The sequence below is a fragment of the Paenibacillus sp. FSL F4-0236 genome, from assembly GCF_038000135.1.
Taxonomy (GTDB): Bacteria; Bacillota; Bacilli; order Paenibacillales; family Paenibacillaceae; genus Paenibacillus_AQ.
Map to the genome: position 1 here is coordinate 797,625 of NZ_JBBOBK010000001.1, position 17,665 is coordinate 815,289.

Consider the following 17,665-nt stretch of genomic DNA (forward strand, 5'->3'; position numbering starts at 1 on the left):
ACCGGATGGTTCTTTGTTAGGTTGACCTGAGAGGCGTTATTTTAGCGATGGAAAATAGTCCCCAAGATTAAGCGCCCGAGAGGTGTCACGCAATAGACGATCTTCTAAGGGCTGTGCTACAATATACAAGTCTTATAACAGTATTCGTACCGCATTTGGCGGGAAAAATAAGAACGGAGTGACAACTTCTGTGGTGTACTATTTGATTGCTCTTATTGTATTTTTGGTGGATCAGGGAACGAAGTATCTCATTGCCACACGTCTGGAGCTTGGGGAACAGATTCCGGTGATCGGGAATTTCTTCCTAATTACCTCACATCGTAATCGCGGGGCTGCTTTTGGGATTCTACAAGGTCAGCAATGGTTCTTCTTTTTAGTTACGGTTGTAGTGGTTGCAGGTATCGTTTGGTACTTGAACAAAACTAGACATTCGCGGAAAATGCTATCGGTTGCCCTTGGACTTGTTCTGGGTGGAGCGATAGGTAACTTCCTAGACCGGATGATCAGTGGTGAGGTTGTCGATTTCCTTCTGTTTAATTTTGGAAGCTATAGCTTCCCGATTTTTAACGTTGCGGATTCATGTATCGTCATTGGGGTTGGGTTGATTCTTTTGGACTCCTTCCGCGATCTTAAGAATGGTGAAGAAATCACGGAAATCAAAGAAGTAAAAGAAGCAAAGGAAGTAAAAGAAGGGAATGAATGATTTGAGTAAAGACGTCAATCACCAAGCGGCATCTACGAGCGAAGAAGAGAGGGACGTCACGGAGTGGACCGTTTCAGCAGAGAACGCGCGGGAGCGAATCGATAAATATATAACGGAATCTTGGGAAGAGGATATTTCTCGTTCTCAGGTGCAGCTGTGGATCAGTGGTGGCCATGTTACGGTTAATGGGGCACCGGTTAAAGCTAACTATAAGCTCTCAGAAGGCGATAAAGTTTCCATTGTCGTACCAGAAGCGGAAGTTACAGACTTGATCCCAGAGAATATTCCACTTGAAGTTGTATACGAAGACAGCGATGTCATTGTTATAAATAAGCCGCGTGGTATGGTTGTACATCCGGCTGCCGGGCACCCGTCAGGCACCTTGGTAAATGCACTGATGTATCACTGCAAGGATCTGTCCGGTATTAATGGTGAGATTCGTCCAGGTATTGTACATCGTATTGATAAGGATACCTCTGGTCTTATTATGGTGGCTAAAAATGATGCCAGTCACGCGTCGCTCGCAGCACAGCTTAAAGAGCACAGTGTAACACGCCGCTATATAGCAGTTGTACACGGCAATTTGTCGCATGACAAAGGAACGGTTGACGCTCCGATCGGTAGAGATCCACATGATCGCAAGCTATACACTGTGACGGAAAAGAACAGCAAGAAATCTGTGACCCATTTTACAGTGATGGAACGTTTCGGTGACTGTACACTACTGGAGCTGCAGCTGGAGACTGGCCGCACGCATCAGATCAGAGTGCATATGAAATTCATTGGTCATCCGCTTGTGGGGGATCCGATTTATGGACGCAGTAAAGGAACAGCTATGAATGGACAGGCGTTACATGCGGCGGTGCTTGGATTTATTCATCCTACGACAGGTGAATATAAAGAATTCAGCAGACCTATTCCGGAAGACATGGAAGATGTTCTGTTCACATTGCGCAGCAGATAAGTACAAATGAAGTGATAATTAGTCTATGGTATTGAACTCTGCTTTCCATCATATTTAATAACATAAGGATAAAGAGAAGGTTATGCCTTATTCTTTATCCTTATTTTTTATCACAGAAACGGATCTCTAGAAACATAAGCCATCCAAGGGACGGCGAAGCCGTTTCTTCTAAAATTAGAATAGATATCCAGGAGATGAGATGAAAGTATGAGTATTGAACAATACCAAGACAGCTTCATTCAGACTAATTTTGCAGACCGTATCGGCGGTGCGAACTACGGCAAGGACACTTCGATTTATAAATTCGAGAAAATCAAACGTGCCAAAGCATCCGCGAAACAGGATTTTCCTGATATTGAATTGATCGACATGGGCGTAGGCGAACCAGATGAGATGGCTGATGCAGGTATCGTGGCTAAGCTTGCTGAAGAAGCAGCTAAGGAAGAGAACCGTGGTTATGCGGACAATGGAATTGCTGAGTTTAAGACAGCTGCTGCTGATTATTTGCGGGAAGTATTCCGTGTTGAAGGTATTGATCCCGTTACGGAGGTAGTTCACTCTATCGGTTCTAAGCCTGCATTGGCGATGTTGCCTTCTTGCTTCATTAACCCAGGAGATATTACGATCATGACGGTGCCGGGTTATCCAGTGCTGGGTACACACACTAAATACTTGGGTGGACAAGTGTTTACAGTAGAGCTGAAGAAGGAGAATAACTTTCTTCCAGATCTGAACGAAATTCCAGAAGAAGTTGCTCATAAAGCTAAGCTTCTTTACTTGAACTATCCAAACAATCCGACGGGCGCTAGTGCGACTCCTGAGTTTTTTGCTGAGGTAGTTGCATGGGCTAAAAAATATGATGTAGTCGTTATCCACGATGCACCATATGCTGCCTTGACCTATGACGGTTTGAAGCCGCTTAGCTTCTTGTCAGTTCCGGGTGCGAAGGATGTTGGCGTGGAACTACATTCCCTGTCCAAGTCCTACAATATGACAGGCTGGAGAATCGGTTTTGTGGCCGGTAATCCGCTAGTAGTTAAAGCCTTCAGTGATGTGAAGGATAATAATGATTCCGGTCAATTTATCGCGATTCAAAAAGCTGCGGCTTACGGTCTTGCTCATCCAGAGATTACTGAAGCGATTGCTGCCAAGTATTCTCGTCGTCACAACCTGTTGGTAGATGCACTGAACAGCCTGGGCTTCCATGCTGAGAAACCAAAGGGCTCCTTCTTCCTTTATGTTGCAGCACCTAAGGGTGTCAAAGGTGGTCGCCGTTTCGAATCCGGTGAGGATTTCTCGCAATTCCTGATCCGTGAGAAGCTAATCTCCACCGTGCCTTGGGATGATGCAGGTCCGTTTGTACGTTTCTCTGTTACCTTTATTGCTAAAGGGGAAGAGGAAGAAAGACGTGTCATCTCTGAAATCCAAAGACGCTTAAGCGATGTGGAGTTTGAATTTTAAACATTAGTTAGACATTGAAGCCGCCTAGGGGAAACCTTGGGTGGTTTTTCTTTATGTAGTGGCAAGTCTACTGTGGATTAGACTACTGTAGAATAGAGCTACTGTAAGATAGGGAATTCTTCCCTCTAATTTTGTGTTTTAGCTTCAATCCGCTAGAATATAGGGAATTTCCCCCTCTATTTCAGCATATTTGGTTGTATTCAAGGAAATCCTTCAATTTATAGGGAGGATTTCCGCATAAACTGATCATAATGACTATTGTGGCCTAATTATAGGGAGGTTTTCCGGTTTTCCCTATAATACCGCCTTCCTTTTGTTGTTAATAGAAGCAGGCTTGGAAAGTGTTGTAGTTTAGGCAGATAAAGTTGACATGCAGGGTTTGTTCTGTCATAATTCTCATTAAATGAATAGCGCCTTTAATTCAGTCCTGTGAGGCTGGCAAGGTAACGTGAATCGAGGTTCGCGACTCTTAGAAAGGTATCCGAGTGTATACACCGGACTGTCTTTTTATGCGCGCGGCCATCATCTTCTTCATCTGCGGATTTCACTCCTTGCCTGTTAATAGGCAAGGAGTTTTTTGATTTCCAGGAACTTGAACAGGCGAAACAAGTGGAGGGTGACAAGATTATGGTTACTGAGAAAAATGTAATTATGGACGAAACGGCGATCCGCCGGGCATTATCGCGTATTGCTCATGAGATTTTGGAGAAGAACAAAGGGATTGAAAATTGTCTGCTGGTCGGTATCCGAACACGAGGCGTGTACCTAGCACAGCGCATCGCTGAGCGGATCAAGGAAATTGAAGGCGTCGAGATTCCTTACGGCGAACTCGACATCACACATTATCGGGATGACCGTGAAGTAGGAGGCAGTGAAGCAGTAGTGAAGAGTAACGTCATTATTACTTCCGGCAATGATGGCATCCATGATAAGAAGGTTATTTTGTTCGACGATGTGCTTTACACCGGACGCACCATCCGCGCGGCGATGGACGCTTTGATGGATTGCGGACGCCCACGAATGATTCAACTGGCAGTACTGGCTGACCGTGGACACCGCGAGCTGCCGATCCGACCAGACTACATCGGTAAGAATGTACCTACCTCAAAGCATGAGCAGATTGAAGTGGCGCTGAAGGAATACGACGGCAAAGACGAGGTCTACATTATTTCAAACCGGGAGGAACGATAACATCATGACACTTACCAAGGTAAAGGAACGTAGTCTGCTGGGAATAAAAGAGCTTGACCGGTCGGAAATCACTGGGCTGCTCGACCGAACAGCATACTGGGACAATCAAAGTGAGAAGTTAACTCCCATTTTGAACTCGCATTTTATTTCTAACATGTTCTTTGAGAACAGCACACGCACTCGTTTCTCCTTTGAAATGGCAGAGAAACGACTGGGTGCACAAGTACTGAATTTTACGGCTGCAGCTTCTAGTGTAGAAAAAGGGGAGTCGATCTACGATACAGTACGCACACTGGAATCGATGGGGATCGATGCCGGAGTTGTGCGTTTGAAGCCTGCAGGTGTGCTGCAGCAGTTAGCTGAGAAGGTGTCCATACCGCTTATTAATGCGGGTGACGGCAACAATGAACATCCAACACAAGCGCTGCTTGATCTTTACACCATGACCAAAACGTTTGGAGATTTAAAGGGTCTCACGGTTTCTATTATCGGGGACATCATGCATAGCCGGGTAGCACGCTCCAATCTGTGGGGACTTACAAAGCTAGGGGCTAAAGTGCAATTCTGTGCACCGGAGAATATGAAGGCTCCTGAGCTTATGGAATACGCACCTTATGTAACGATAGAAGAAGCTCTTAAAGCAGATGTAGTCATGATGCTTCGTGTGCAGCTGGAACGTCATTCTTCTGGCATCGTACTTTCCGCGGAAGATTACCGCAGACATTATGGTTTAACGGAAGAACGCGCAGCTAAGCTCGCAAAAGATACAATCATTATGCACCCAGCTCCGGTTAACCGGAATGTCGAGATTGATGATGCAGTTGTAGAGAGCAGTCAATCAAGGATTTTCCCACAAATGTCTAATGGGGTTCCGGTTCGGATGGCAGTTCTCGAAAGAGCTTTATTATAAAGTTTAAAGAATGATGATGAATAAGGACTAATAAATATACACAAACATGAATTTTTATTATATAATAACGAGAGGGCCCGCAGTCGGGATCTGTGGGTAAAGGTAGAATCATGACAGTGATTATTAGAAACGCCAGCGTATTGACTAAGGAAGGCTTGTTAGAGCGGAAACATATTGTACTTGAAGAAGGTGTTATCTCGGCCTTAATCGATGGAAATGAAGCTGCTCCAGAAGCTGGAGAGATCATTGATGCTGAAGGTAAGCTGCTCATTCCAGGACTCATTGATATGCATGTGCACTTACGCGAACCGGGATTTGAACACAAGGAAACAGTGGAAACCGGAAGTCGTTCGGCTGCCAAAGGCGGATTTACAACCATCGCTTGTATGCCTAATACCCGTCCAGTAACAGATACCCCGGAAATCGTACAATTTGTCAAAGACAAAGCGCGTGAAGCAGGACTCGTTAAAGTCCTTCCTTATGCAGCCATTACGAAAAATGAGCTCGGACGTGAGCTGACTGATTTTGCAGCGCTTAAAGAAGCTGGAGCTATTGGTTATACCGATGACGGCGTGGGCGTGCAAAGTGCTCAAATGATGAAAGATGCTATGAACATCGCCGCAGCACTGGATATGCCAGTCATTGCTCACTGCGAGGATAATTCACTGGTTGAAGGCTGCTGTGTAGCCGAAGGTGAGTTCGCAAGAAAGCATGGCCTGAAAGGAATTCCAAATGAGTCAGAAGCCATCCATGTTGGACGCGATATTTTGCTGGCTGAAGCGACAGGCGTTCATTACCATGTGTGCCATGTAAGTACTGAACAATCGGTGCGACTGATTCGCCAAGCGAAAGAAATCGGCATTAAAGTAACTGCTGAAGTGTGTCCGCATCACTTGCTGCTCTCTGAAGAAGATATTCCAGGCCTTGATGCCAATTGGAAAATGAACCCGCCGCTTCGCTCCCGCCGCGATGTTGAAGCATGTATCGAAGGTTTGCTTGACGGCACACTAGATATGATTGTTACGGATCATGCGCCGCATAGTGAGGAAGAGAAGGCTAAAGGCATGCAACTTGCACCTTTTGGTATCGTTGGATTCGAAACAGCTTTCCCACTACTATACACAGCGTTTGTAGCAACAGGGAAATGGGATTTATCCTTACTAGTACAAAGAATGACTGCTGATCCTGCACGGGTATTCAGACTGAACACCGGTGTGATGGATATCGGAGCTCCTGCAGATTTGACACTGATTGATTTGGAGCAGGAGAAAGAAGTAGACCCAGGATCTTTCGCAAGTAAAGGACGGAATACTCCTTTCGGTGGCTGGAAGCTTAAGGGCTGGCCAGTAATGACATGGGTAGACGGCAAAGCCGTATGGACTGAGAAAAACTAGCGGACTGGTGGGGCGGAGTTGCTGATCTTTACGGATGCAGCGATTGTGTACACGTTCACTCCGGAAGGCTTGTAAGGCATAGGCATTAGACTACAGAAACAAGAAGGAGTGGAATGGAATGCAGGCGAGATTGCTGCTGCAAGACGGAACTTTATTTACAGGTACCGCATTTGGCGCTGAGGGCGAGAAGACAGGCGAGGTTGTTTTTAATACAGGAATTACAGGATATCAAGAGGTGCTGTCTGACCCGTCATATTGCGGACAAATCGTTACAATGACTTACCCATTGATCGGGAACTACGGGATTACTCGGGATGACTTTGAATCTGTTCGACCTTTTGTACACGGCTTTGTAGTGCGCCGTCATGAAGAGGTACCTAGTAACTGGCGTGCTGAATATAGTGTGGACGACTTGTTGAAAGAATACGATATTCCAGGGATCAGCGAGATTGATACTCGGATGTTGACTCGGATTATTCGCCACTACGGAACAATGAAAGCGATCCTGACCACCTCTAACAAACGTGTAGAGGAACTGATGGAAATGATGGGAAATACTACGATTGAGGAATTGCGCAATCAGGTAGCTCGTACATCAACTGCAAGTTCATACAGCAGCCCAGGCAACAAAGAAAGAATTGTACTTGTGGATTACGGTGCGAAGGCTGGTATCCTACGTGAGCTTAACGAACGTGGTTGTGATGTTGTTGTAGTGCCACATGATGTAAAAGCGGAAGAAGTTCGCCGTCTGAACCCAGATGGTATCCTACTGTCCAACGGCCCTGGGGACCCGAAAGATGTACCTCACGCTGTCAAGACGATTTCCGAATTGCTTGGTGAATATCCGATCTTCGGCATCTGCCTTGGTCATCAGTTGTTTGCACTTGCTTGTGGAGCGGATACAGAGAAGCTGAAATTCGGTCACCGCGGTGGGAATCACCCAGTGAAGGAACTGGAAAGCGGACGTTGCTTCATCACTTCCCAGAACCATGGTTATACCGTGAATGAGGAATCTGTGAAGAACACTGAACTAGAAGTTACTCACATTAATAATAATGATAAGACTGTTGAAGGTATTAAACATACTCGTTACCCAGTATTTTCGGTGCAATATCATCCAGAAGCGGCGCCAGGACCACATGACAGCAGCTACTTGTTCGATCGCTTCCTTCAATTGATTGCCGATCATAAAGCAAAGACACCTGTTGTTTCACGTCAGGCACAACTTGCGGCAAACGCCAGAATCACGGCGCCAAAAACTAACTTACAGCTTGAAGCCGTGAAAGGAGCTCTATAACATGCCAAAGAACGATAAACTTAAAAAAATACTAGTGATCGGTTCCGGACCGATCGTCATCGGCCAAGCAGCGGAGTTTGACTACGCAGGAACTCAGGCTTGCCAAGCCCTTAAAGAAGAAGGCGTGGAAGTCGTACTGATTAACAGCAATCCAGCAACGATTATGACAGATACAAATATTGCAGATAAAGTGTACATCGAGCCTATTACGCTTGAATTCGTAACTGCAATTATTCGCCAAGAGCGTCCAGATGGATTGCTTCCAACGCTGGGCGGTCAAACTGGCCTAAATATGGCTGTAGAATTGGCTCGTGCAGGTGTGCTTGAGCAAGAGAATGTTAAGCTTCTCGGTACACAGCTTGATTCCATTGAGAAAGCAGAAGATCGCGATTTGTTCCGTGATCTAATGCGTGAATTGGATCAACCTGTACCGGACAGCACCATTATCACTACTGTAGATGAAGCAATGAAATTCGCTGAGGAAATTGGATTCCCTCTGATTGTACGTCCAGCTTATACGCTTGGCGGCACAGGCGGCGGGATCTGCGATAACGAAGAAGAGCTGCGTGAAACTGTCAAAGCAGGAATTCGTTACAGCCCGATCGGACAATGTCTGGTTGAGAAGAGTATTGCGGGCATGAAGGAAGTTGAATACGAGGTTATGCGTGATGCTAATGACAACTGTATCGTTGTCTGCAACATGGAGAACTTTGATCCTGTAGGCGTACATACAGGTGACAGTATCGTTGTGGCACCTAGCCAGACGTTATCGGATCGTGAATACCAAATGCTGCGCACAGCTTCGCTCAAAATCATCCGCGCCCTGAATATTGAGGGTGGGTGTAACGTACAATTCGCACTTGATCCGCAAAGTTATCAATATTATGTAATCGAAGTAAACCCGCGTGTCAGCCGTTCCTCGGCTTTGGCGTCCAAAGCAACAGGATATCCAATTGCCAAAATGGCTGCCAAAATCGCGATGGGTTACACGCTGGATGAAATCGTCAATCCGGTAACCGGACAGACTTATGCATGCTTCGAGCCAACACTTGACTATATTGTAAGTAAAATTCCACGCTGGCCGTTCGACAAGTTCATTCATGCGAACCGTAAGCTGGGTACGCAAATGAAAGCGACAGGCGAAGTAATGGCGATCGGCCGTACTTTTGAAGAGTCGATTCATAAAGCGATCCGTTCCTTGGAAATTGGTGTTCACCGGTTCCGTCTGCCAGGTGCAGAGACACTGGAAGAGAGCGTGCTGCGTGAACGTCTTGCGAAGCCTGACGATGAGCGTCTGTTCCTGATTGCTGAAGCTTTCCGCCGTGGTTACGGTTTGCAAGAAATCCAGGATATTACGAACGTGGACTGGTGGTTCCTCTCCAAAATTGAAGGTTTGATTAACTTTGAAGAGGTTATTCGCGGCGAAGAAACTTTGTCTGCGGAAACTCTATACCAAGCGAAACGTAAAGGCTTTACAGACCGTGCGATTGCTGAGATTCGTGCAGAAGGACAAGCGAATGGGAAATTCACCAAAGAAGCTGATGTGCGCGCGCTACGTTTGGAGCAAGGTTTAACACCTGTGTTCAAAATGGTAGATACTTGTGCGGCTGAGTTCGAAGCTTCTACACCTTATTACTACTCGACTTATGAGACTGAGAACGAGGTCATTCATTCTGATAAGCAAAAGGTTATCGTGCTGGGATCTGGTCCAATCCGGATCGGTCAAGGGATTGAGTTCGATTACTCCACAGTTCATGCGGTATGGGCCATTCAAAAGGCTGGATATGAAGCGGTTATCATCAATAATAACCCTGAGACTGTATCTACAGACTTTAATACTTCGGACCGGTTGTACTTTGAACCATTATTCTTCGAAGATGTCATGAACGTAATTGCGCAAGAGAATCCGATTGGAGTTATTGTTCAATTCGGAGGTCAAACAGCGATTAACCTTGCGGCACCTCTAAGTGCTGCTGGTGTGAAGATTCTTGGAACTAGCCTTGATAGCATTGATGAAGCTGAGAACCGTAAGAAATTCGAAGCTTTGCTGGCACGCCTTGATATCGCTCAACCGAAAGGTAAGACGGTTACCGACGTGGATCAAGCTGTAGAAACTGCACAATCCCTTGGGTATCCGGTGCTGGTACGTCCTTCCTACGTACTAGGCGGACGTGCAATGGAAATCGTATATAACGATACTGAACTGCTTAGCTACATGGTAGAAGCGGTGAAAGTGAATCCGGAGCATCCGGTATTGATTGACCGTTACATGTTAGGTAAAGAGGTTGAGGTAGACGCGATTTGTGATGGTGAGACAGTAGTAATTCCGGGCATCATGGAACATGTCGAACGCGCAGGTGTTCACTCCGGTGACTCTATCGCTGTATATCCTCCGCAATATCTGGATGAAGGTCTAAAAGAGAAAATCGCCGAAATCACAATCAAAATCGCTAAGGAACTGAAGACGATTGGACTGGTCAACATCCAGTTTGTTATCTATCAGAACGAAGTATACGTAATCGAAGTAAATCCACGCTCCTCGCGTACGGTTCCTTTCCTGAGTAAGGTGACAGGAATTCCAATGGCGCATTTGGCAACCAAAATCATTCTCGGCAGCAAGCTGAAGGATGACGGTTATACAGAAGGTTTGTGGCCGGAAAGCGATTATGTATCGGTTAAAGTACCAGTGTTCTCTTTTGCGAAACTACGCAGAGTAGAACCTACACTCGGACCTGAAATGAAATCGACCGGTGAAGTTATGGGCCGTGATAAGTTGTATGCAAAAGCTTTATACAAAGGTCTGATCGGAGCAGGGATGAAAATTCCAGCTACTGGCGCTATCATCGTTACGGTGGCAGATAAAGATAAAGCAGAAGCTGTAGAACTTATGAAAGGCTTCCACTCCATGGGTTACAAAATCATTGCTACTGGAGGCACGGCACAAGCGCTTGAAGAAGCAGGCCTCAACGTAATGAATGTAAATAAGCTGGATGAAGGTGCGCCAAACATTCTCGACTTGATTCGTGGTGGGCAAGCTAACTTCGTCTTTAATACACTGACTAAAGGTAAAACGCCAGAACGTGACGGATTCCGAATCCGCCGTGAAGCGGTTGAGAACGGCGTCGTATGTATGACTTCACTGGATACAGTGACGGCACTTCTCAGAATGCTGCAGACGATTAACTTCTCGTCACAGTCCATGCCTGCTTTTGTCGGACAATTGAACTAATCTCATAAAGATGCATAGGGCGGTTTGCGTTTACGCAGACCGTTCCGCTATGCCTAGGGTCTAATAAATAAAGGGTGTGGATGTAGTCTGCACTGGATAGGAGCATGGTTATGGGAGTAGGAGAAGTAGAGTGGAAAGCGATGGCGAACCGTCTGATGATCGCTTTGGATTATCCTGATGTGACTGGAGCAAGAGCCTTGATCGATAAGCTGGAAGGAATTCCTTGCTATATGAAGGTAGGCATGCAGCTGTTCTATGCGGCAGGACCAGAATTTATTCAAGAGCTGAAATCTCGTGGCTATTCTGTGTTCGTTGACGTGAAAATGCATGATATCCCTAACACGGTAAAAGGTGGCGCTCAAAGTCTTACGAATCTTGGCGCTGATATGTTTAACGTACACGCGGCAGGAGGCTCAGCCATGATGGCTGCAGCACGCGAAGGAGCGGCTTCAGCAGTTAGTGCTAATGCTGCCCTTAAGATGCCTTTGATTATTGCAGTTACCCAGCTAACCAGTACGAGTCAAGAAGTGATGAATAACGAAATTGGGATCGCTGGAGAGGTAGCGGATACTGTGGTAAGATACGCCAAGCTGGCTGCCGATGCGGGTCTAGATGGCGTAGTAGCATCGCCACAAGAGTCCGCAGCTATCGCAGAAGCTTGCGGCCCAGCATTTTGCACGGTTACACCGGGTATCCGGCCAGCAGGTGCTTCCTTGGACGATCAGTCCCGGGTTATGACGCCTGGAAAAGCCATTCGTCAGGGTAGTCACTACCTTGTTGTAGGACGGCCGATTACAGCTTCACCAGATCCACGTCAAGCAGCACTAAACATTATTGAGGAGATGACCCTAGCATGAGCTCATTAAATAGAAGTGAACAAGTAGCAAGTTATTTGCTGGAGATTGGAGCAGTAGCGCTGCGTCCACAGGAGCCTTTTACATGGACCTCTGGTATCAAATCGCCGATCTATTGCGACAATCGTCTGACTATGGCTTACCCAGAAGTTCGTAACTATATTGCAGATGCCTTCGCCCAGCTTATTAAGAGCGAGTATCCGGACGCTGAAGTGATCGCAGGTACAGCAACCGCGGGTATTCCACACGCAGCTTGGGTAGCAGATAAGCTCAATCTGCCTATGGCTTATATCCGTGATAAAGCTAAAGGCCACGGCAAGCAGAATCAGATCGAAGGTCTGATTAAGCCGGGACAAAAGGTTGTTGTTATTGAAGATCTGATCTCCACAGGTGGAAGTTCCATCAAAGCGGCCCAGGCCGTGCAAGAAGCTGGCGCAGAAGTGCTGGCTGTACTCGCAATCTTCAGCTATGAGCTGCACCGTGCAGTGGATGCTTTTGCTGCAGCTGAAATGCCATTACAAAGCTTGTCCAACTACAGCATATTGATTGATGTGGCTCTTGCACAAGGTAAAATTGAATCGACGGACGTAGAAGTACTGAAATCTTGGAGAAAAGATCCTTCATCATTTGGTGTTTAAGCTTAAATAAATGAGTATAGTTTAGGCGAGCCTCTCACTTTTCAGTGAGGGGCTTTTATTTTTTAACAGACACAACATACTCAACTGTCATCCAAGACACGAATAGTTGTATTTTGTACACTTAAACTAACTTTTCTTAGAGGAATTGGCACTGTAGTTGCACTTTGTGCAATTATAATCAGCCTAGTATCTGCCGAAACCTTCTAGTAGTGGAGATCGTGTATCTGCAAAAGCTCCTAGTAACATTTTTATGAGAATAATATGAAGAAATCGTAGTATAACTTTAAACGTCCTGTAACTTCCCTTCTTGATTAAAGCTTTATACTGTTACTAGGATTATGGATTATTTATCCATAAGATGTAGAAGAATCAAGTATTTTATGGGAGGATATAATAATGAATCATATAAACAACAATAAACGGCTGTGGCGCCGCTGGTTAAGCCTTGGGGTATGCGCTGCGCTGATACTACCACTAATCTCTGATGGGTGGAATACGGCTTGGGCTGAGCCTTCTAAGGCTTCAGTGGAGCAACGTGTATTGCGTATTGGGAGTCTATGGTCTGGGGAGGACGATTCGTTTTTTCGTCAGCAGTTTACAGATATGTATGAATTGCAGCATCCAGAAATCAAATTGGAGATTATTCCGGCTATAGATACGAATGACCTTCGGTACAATAACACCTCCTCAGACGCAAGCTCTGACAATTTGGAAAATATCCGGGCGATTATGGGCGGGGATAAGCCTGTTGATGTGATCGTCGGTGATAGCGCATTAGTGAAGAGTTTGGTGGATCATAATCTTGTCCAATCGCTGGAGCCGCTTATAGCGCGTGATCAGTATGATTTAAGCAATATGGCGCCTACAATGCTGAATGGAGTTCGTGAGCTGGGTAGAGGAAGTCTTTTTGCGTTGGCGCCGATCTTCTCGTCTAGTGCGCTTTTTTATAACAAGGGAATCTTTGATGCTGCTGGTGTGGGCTATCCAACGGACAAGATGACTTGGAATGAACTGTTTACGCTAGCAGATAAGGTGACGAAGAAGTCATCTAATAAAGAAACTCGGATATACGGGTTCTCGATGAACCGTTACTTAAGTGATCCATTCTGGGATATGCAGAGCTATGTCGCACCGCTAGAACTTACGATGTACGATAATAAGGGTCAGCACATGACTGTAAATACCACACAGTGGAATCAGGCTTGGACTACTTACAGCCAGTTGGTTAAGAAACAAATTGTACCTGAGCTAAATGGGTTGGATTTTGCAGGAACAGAAGGGAATGCCTACAGTCCAATCCAAGGCGATCTGTTCCTCACAGGTAAAGCAGCAATGGTCGTTGGAGAATATGGTTATCTCAATGAACTGGCGGGAGTGGCCCGTAATGCTGCTAAGATCAAAAATTACAGTCCCATCAAATGGGGTGTGGTTACTGTACCTACCTTTCAGGAAAAACCGGATGTTGCCATTGGAACATGGCTTGGTAATATGATGGCTATTAGTTCTACGGCTACTAATAAGGAAGATGCCTGGGATTTGATTAAGTTCGTCAACAGTAATGAGGTTGCGAAAATCAAAGCCCATAACAAGAGTGAACTGACTTCCCGTAAGGATTATATTACCGCTCAGACCCCTTCTGTAAATTTGGAAGCTTTTTATACGCTTAAGCCTTTACCTGCAACGGATCCTTTATTGATCAGTTTACAGATGCAGAAGCCTGGGATTAGCCGGATTAGTGATGTTGGACGTCAATTATTCATTGATGTTTATCAGGGGAAGAAAACCGTCGAGAATGCACTCAAAGCTTGGGAGAAGCAAGGGAATACCATGCTGGATACACTTGAAAAAGATCCCACGGTCTATTTTGACTCGATCGGTGAATGACTCTGGAATATGTCCTAAGCCACCAGTTTTCTGGTGGCTTATTTTGTGGAACTTGGGCATGATAAGTTCAGAGCGGTGTATCATAAATTTGCGAAAAGGAGAAGAGGGCATCATGAATTGGATATACTTCGCGAAACTGTTCAGGACCAGATTTCAAGCAGGTTGTTTGGCTAAAAGATTGGAGCAAGATGGCTGGATTTACGGTTATCATGACCCGCGTTTTGTAGAAATTTATCGATCCCGTAAGGGAAGGTACGGGGTTAGATTTCTGCCTTGAGAACTTTTATAAATTCTTCCTTGACGTAGACCCGATTTGTACTGTATATTATTTATTGTCGCTGTTTGAATATTTTTTCTGACGCGGGGTGGAGCAGCCCGGTAGCTCGTCGGGCTCATAACCCGAAGGCCGCAGGTTCAAATCCTGCCCCCGCAACCAATTTATTTACAACAGCAATTCTACATTCGGATATTTTTAGATCCGGGCCCTTAGCTCAGTTGGTTAGAGCGGTCGGCTCATAACCGATTGGTCGGGGGTTCGAGTCCCTCAGGGCCCACTTATCAAAAACCCTTACTTTGTAAGGGTTTTTTGCTGTCCATAGGGTTAATGATATAAAGAAAATAGGATGGGGAAAGGCTGGGAGTATAAGTTTGCTAACGGATTTGCTAACGTGAATTATTTTTCTGCAGTTTCGAGCTGTTTTTCAGCGTATTTATTCAGTCCTGCTTCAATTTTGTCAACGGCCTCTTCCTGCATGATTGGGAGTAGGTGTGAGTATCGTTCGTTGAACATCGCTGGAGTCATACCCAGTGGTTCAGCAGAGCGAAGGCAGTAACAAGCGTTGCTTCCCAAATCATTGCAAACGGATCTCTGGTGTTGGATGCCATCAAGCTGACTGACGACAAGATGAATGCTAATATGGTTATCCCTAAGATGCTGGAGGGATGATTGATGTTTCGATACAGTTTGGAGCACAAGGAATTTATCAGCACCAACATTCATGGACGATATGTTCTGGAATTGACTTCAATGTTTAATGAGAAGTTCGAAGTGTAGATCCAGCCTTCGCAAATGCGAGCCTTTATCAAAAATAACGGGTTGAAGAGCGGAATCGATGCCAGGATCAAACTAGGTAGCGTTCCACCCAATAAGGGAAAGAAGAAGTTATGGACCGGTGGCGAGGATACTCAATTCAAGAAGGGCCATAAGCCGCACAATTATGTTCCTGTAGGCTCTGAGAGGGTTAACGGGGATGATTATGTAGATATAAAGATTGCTGATCCGAATATGTGGCGCGGGAAGCACCTACTAATTTGGGAGCAGCAATGCGGGCACGCTGTTCCGAGGGGACATGCTGTCATATTCGGGGATGGGGACAGGCGAAATTTCGATTCGGATAATTTGATTCTGGTTACCCGCGGACAGCTGGCCATCATGAATAACAGAGGGTTTATTCAAAAGGATGCTGAGCTCACGAGGACCGGTATTATTTTGGCTGGGTAAAGGTGCTGAACTTATTGAAATGCACCTGCAGTAAGACTGGAATTGGGAGGGGCATGAAAGTCAGCCTCATGAAGATGAATGAGGCCGATCAAACCATTACCCATAAACTGTTGCAGTAGCGTTAATAGGACCACCTACAATAAATTCATTAGCTGTATCCGCGTAACCGAATACTTGGATAACATGGTGGCCTGGAGTTACATTCGACACTATCGTTGAAAAAGTAATCTGTTGGGATTCGTTCACGGCCTCAATCATCGTTTGTCCCGTAAGCACACCATCAAGGTAGACTTCAAAAGTTGCAACAACTGAATTAGTGGGTGGATCGGAACCAATACACGAAAGAATGTTTAGAACGTTTATTGGTGTTGCTACGAATATACCAAATTCGAGTAATAACCCCGGTACGGTAGTAAGAGAGATTCCAGTGTCGTCCAAATTCGTAAGCAGAGAACTATTAAAGTTGATAACACTAAGCATTTTTGTTCCTCCTTCTTTTAGTTATATAAAATAATATGTTTGGATATGAAAAAAAGAGTGGTTAAAACGGAAAAGAAAAATATCAAAACGCAACCTAGGTTGAAGTAGAGAGCTTTTGGCGAGGTCCGGGTGACCCTGAGAAAAAGGGAAGAGGAGAAGACAGATATACAGTGCAGATAAGTGTATGGAATGCGGAAAACCCATCGAATATGAGCCTGAATACTGTTGCGATGGACGGGAGTGCGGATGCAGGGGCTTGCCTATTGAACCACCATTATGTAATACCTGCTGGGATAAGTTCTTGATAAATAAGGGAGGAGGAGGGAGTTATGACAATCAGAGCATTAACGAATCGTCATAAGTGGTCCTTATTTTCATTAGTTGATTTCCGATATATAGTAATATAGGGAAATAAGTACTGAGGAGAAATAAGATGACAAACTCAACGATCAAGAAGTACAAAAACATTGAAAGCTACTTTAAAGAGGAATTTGGAATAAAGATGATTTCATGGAAAGGAATAACAATAAAGGGGTTAGAAGCAGCCAAGAAAAATTTGCTGGATAAGGAAGTTAGTGAGCTTAGAGTACTGAAATCCGATGCCAGTTCGTTAAGTGAGTGGATTAAAACTTTAACAATCTTATTCACGGTTTTGGGTCTTGTTTTTACAATGGTTGCAGGAGTAATTACTAATACTAATCAGAGTTACGACAACATTGATAACTCTATAACCGATGCTGCTAGAGATATGACTATAGAACAAATCAAAGAAGCTAATGTTCCTAATCTAAAAAATAAACAAATCGCCAACGCTTATGATGAAGCGGCAAAGATTAAGCGTGAAAGAACTGCTGATACTTACTTTTTAACCGCTGTAATGTATCTTGTTTTTATTATATTTATTTTAATATGTTTAATGTATTTCAATTTCATGGCAAAAAAAATTTTTGCTATGAATAACATCATTAATGAAGCTATAGAGGAGAAAAAGGAAATACTTCATATTGTAAAGGAATTAAAAAGAGAAGATGATGCACGTAATAAAGAAATCGAAGCTGAGACGGCAAAAGAGAAACTTAGAATTGTAAAACTGAGACAAGAACGTCTTGATATGAAATATAAAAAATAGCCGCTTTTTGACCGTTATTTGACCGCACAT

16 protein-coding genes and 2 tRNA genes are annotated in these 17,665 nt (G+C 44.9%); 16 read left to right on the forward strand and 2 right to left on the reverse strand.

Annotated features, from left to right (window positions below):
• Nucleotides 1-190 precede the first annotated feature (190 nt).
• From lspA to NSQ29_RS03695, 14 genes are all read left to right on the forward strand, one after another.
• Nucleotides 191-703 carry a signal peptidase II gene (lspA, locus tag NSQ29_RS03630; protein ID WP_042190823.1) on the forward strand — a complete coding sequence of 171 codons (513 nt, stop codon included), beginning with the start codon at nucleotides 191-193 and terminating at the stop codon, nucleotides 701-703.
• Nucleotides 696-1,667 (forward strand): RluA family pseudouridine synthase, encoded by a 972-nt coding sequence (locus tag NSQ29_RS03635; RefSeq protein WP_042190820.1) that lies wholly within the window; start codon nucleotides 696-698, stop codon nucleotides 1,665-1,667. The genes lspA and NSQ29_RS03635 overlap by 8 nt, the downstream gene beginning before the upstream one ends.
• Before the next feature lie 207 nt (nucleotides 1,668-1,874).
• Complete coding sequence (locus tag NSQ29_RS03640; protein ID WP_339243106.1) at nucleotides 1,875-3,128, forward strand: LL-diaminopimelate aminotransferase; 1,254 nt, start codon at nucleotides 1,875-1,877, stop codon at nucleotides 3,126-3,128.
• A 627-nt stretch (nucleotides 3,129-3,755) separates the two neighbouring features.
• On the forward strand, nucleotides 3,756-4,319 hold the full coding sequence (gene pyrR / locus NSQ29_RS03645) for a bifunctional pyr operon transcriptional regulator/uracil phosphoribosyltransferase PyrR (protein ID WP_149647673.1): 564 nt from the start codon (nucleotides 3,756-3,758) through the stop codon (nucleotides 4,317-4,319).
• Nucleotides 4,320-4,323: 4 nt separating this feature from the next.
• Nucleotides 4,324-5,229: an aspartate carbamoyltransferase catalytic subunit gene (locus NSQ29_RS03650; protein WP_042190812.1), complete on the forward strand. Its 906-nt coding sequence runs from the start codon at nucleotides 4,324-4,326 to the stop codon at nucleotides 5,227-5,229.
• Between the two features lie 110 nt (nucleotides 5,230-5,339).
• Nucleotides 5,340-6,623 (forward strand): dihydroorotase, encoded by a 1,284-nt coding sequence (locus NSQ29_RS03655; RefSeq protein ID WP_042190810.1) that lies wholly within the window; start codon nucleotides 5,340-5,342, stop codon nucleotides 6,621-6,623.
• A 118-nt stretch (nucleotides 6,624-6,741) separates the two neighbouring features.
• Nucleotides 6,742-7,920 carry a glutamine-hydrolyzing carbamoyl-phosphate synthase small subunit gene (carA, locus tag NSQ29_RS03660; protein WP_341124377.1) on the forward strand — a complete coding sequence of 393 codons (1,179 nt, stop codon included), beginning with the start codon at nucleotides 6,742-6,744 and terminating at the stop codon, nucleotides 7,918-7,920.
• Nucleotide 7,921: 1 nt separating this feature from the next.
• Nucleotides 7,922-11,149 (forward strand): carbamoyl-phosphate synthase large subunit, encoded by a 3,228-nt coding sequence (carB, locus tag NSQ29_RS03665; protein ID WP_339243103.1) that lies wholly within the window; start codon nucleotides 7,922-7,924, stop codon nucleotides 11,147-11,149.
• Nucleotides 11,150-11,259: 110 nt separating this feature from the next.
• A complete protein-coding gene (gene pyrF, locus NSQ29_RS03670; RefSeq protein ID WP_341052318.1) occupies nucleotides 11,260-12,006 on the forward strand; it encodes an orotidine-5'-phosphate decarboxylase in 747 nt (248 codons plus the stop codon).
• Nucleotides 12,003-12,641: an orotate phosphoribosyltransferase gene (gene pyrE, locus NSQ29_RS03675; RefSeq protein ID WP_341124378.1), complete on the forward strand. Its 639-nt coding sequence runs from the start codon at nucleotides 12,003-12,005 to the stop codon at nucleotides 12,639-12,641. Before pyrF ends, pyrE begins: the two co-directional genes overlap by 4 nt.
• 396 nt (nucleotides 12,642-13,037) lie before the next feature.
• Entirely contained in the window at nucleotides 13,038-14,525 is a 1,488-nt protein-coding gene (locus NSQ29_RS03680; protein ID WP_339797913.1) for an ABC transporter substrate-binding protein, read from the forward strand.
• 112 nt (nucleotides 14,526-14,637) lie between these two features.
• Nucleotides 14,638-14,802: a hypothetical protein gene (locus NSQ29_RS03685; protein WP_019909365.1), complete on the forward strand. Its 165-nt coding sequence runs from the start codon at nucleotides 14,638-14,640 to the stop codon at nucleotides 14,800-14,802.
• 82 nt (nucleotides 14,803-14,884) lie between these two features.
• A tRNA-Met gene (locus tag NSQ29_RS03690) sits at nucleotides 14,885-14,961 on the forward strand.
• Nucleotides 14,962-15,005: 44 nt separating this feature from the next.
• Nucleotides 15,006-15,079, forward strand: a tRNA-Ile gene (locus NSQ29_RS03695).
• A gap of 119 nt (nucleotides 15,080-15,198) precedes the next feature.
• Here NSQ29_RS03695 and NSQ29_RS03700 read toward each other — a convergent pair.
• Complete coding sequence (locus NSQ29_RS03700) at nucleotides 15,199-15,375, reverse strand: hypothetical protein (RefSeq protein ID WP_341124379.1); 177 nt, start codon at nucleotides 15,373-15,375, stop codon at nucleotides 15,199-15,201.
• A 246-nt stretch (nucleotides 15,376-15,621) separates the two neighbouring features.
• Here NSQ29_RS03700 and NSQ29_RS03705 point away from each other — a divergent pair, with 246 nt between their 5' ends.
• On the forward strand, nucleotides 15,622-16,026 hold the full coding sequence (locus NSQ29_RS03705) for an HNH endonuclease signature motif containing protein (protein ID WP_341124380.1): 405 nt from the start codon (nucleotides 15,622-15,624) through the stop codon (nucleotides 16,024-16,026).
• Nucleotides 16,027-16,122: 96 nt separating this feature from the next.
• Here the strand turns inward: NSQ29_RS03705 and NSQ29_RS03710 are convergent, their stop codons facing one another.
• Nucleotides 16,123-16,506: a hypothetical protein gene (locus NSQ29_RS03710; RefSeq protein ID WP_340972134.1), complete on the reverse strand. Its 384-nt coding sequence runs from the start codon at nucleotides 16,504-16,506 to the stop codon at nucleotides 16,123-16,125.
• 433 nt (nucleotides 16,507-16,939) lie between these two features.
• On the opposite strand from NSQ29_RS03710, the gene NSQ29_RS03715 reads away from it, so the two are divergent.
• Nucleotides 16,940-17,635, forward strand: a complete 696-nt coding sequence (locus tag NSQ29_RS03715) for a hypothetical protein (protein WP_340972132.1) — start codon at nucleotides 16,940-16,942, stop codon at nucleotides 17,633-17,635.
• The last annotated feature ends 30 nt before the right edge of the window (nucleotides 17,636-17,665 follow it).

Coding starts and splice junctions, on each gene's coding strand:
- NSQ29_RS03715 (WP_340972132.1), top strand. CDS start 16,940: ATGACAAACTCAACGATCAAGAAGTACAAAAACATTGAAAGCTACTTT.
- NSQ29_RS03635 (WP_042190820.1), top strand. CDS start 696: ATGAATGATTTGAGTAAAGACGTCAATCACCAAGCGGCATCTACGAGC.
- NSQ29_RS03655 (WP_042190810.1), top strand. CDS start 5,340: ATGACAGTGATTATTAGAAACGCCAGCGTATTGACTAAGGAAGGCTTG.
- carB (WP_339243103.1), top strand. CDS start 7,922: ATGCCAAAGAACGATAAACTTAAAAAAATACTAGTGATCGGTTCCGGA.
- pyrR (WP_149647673.1), top strand. CDS start 3,756: ATGGTTACTGAGAAAAATGTAATTATGGACGAAACGGCGATCCGCCGG.
- NSQ29_RS03650 (WP_042190812.1), top strand. CDS start 4,324: ATGACACTTACCAAGGTAAAGGAACGTAGTCTGCTGGGAATAAAAGAG.
- NSQ29_RS03640 (WP_339243106.1), top strand. CDS start 1,875: ATGAGTATTGAACAATACCAAGACAGCTTCATTCAGACTAATTTTGCA.
- NSQ29_RS03680 (WP_339797913.1), top strand. CDS start 13,038: ATGAATCATATAAACAACAATAAACGGCTGTGGCGCCGCTGGTTAAGC.
- carA (WP_341124377.1), top strand. CDS start 6,742: ATGCAGGCGAGATTGCTGCTGCAAGACGGAACTTTATTTACAGGTACC.
- pyrE (WP_341124378.1), top strand. CDS start 12,003: ATGAGCTCATTAAATAGAAGTGAACAAGTAGCAAGTTATTTGCTGGAG.
- NSQ29_RS03685 (WP_019909365.1), top strand. CDS start 14,638: ATGAATTGGATATACTTCGCGAAACTGTTCAGGACCAGATTTCAAGCA.
- pyrF (WP_341052318.1), top strand. CDS start 11,260: ATGGGAGTAGGAGAAGTAGAGTGGAAAGCGATGGCGAACCGTCTGATG.
- NSQ29_RS03710 (WP_340972134.1), bottom strand. CDS start 16,506: ATGCTTAGTGTTATCAACTTTAATAGTTCTCTGCTTACGAATTTGGAC.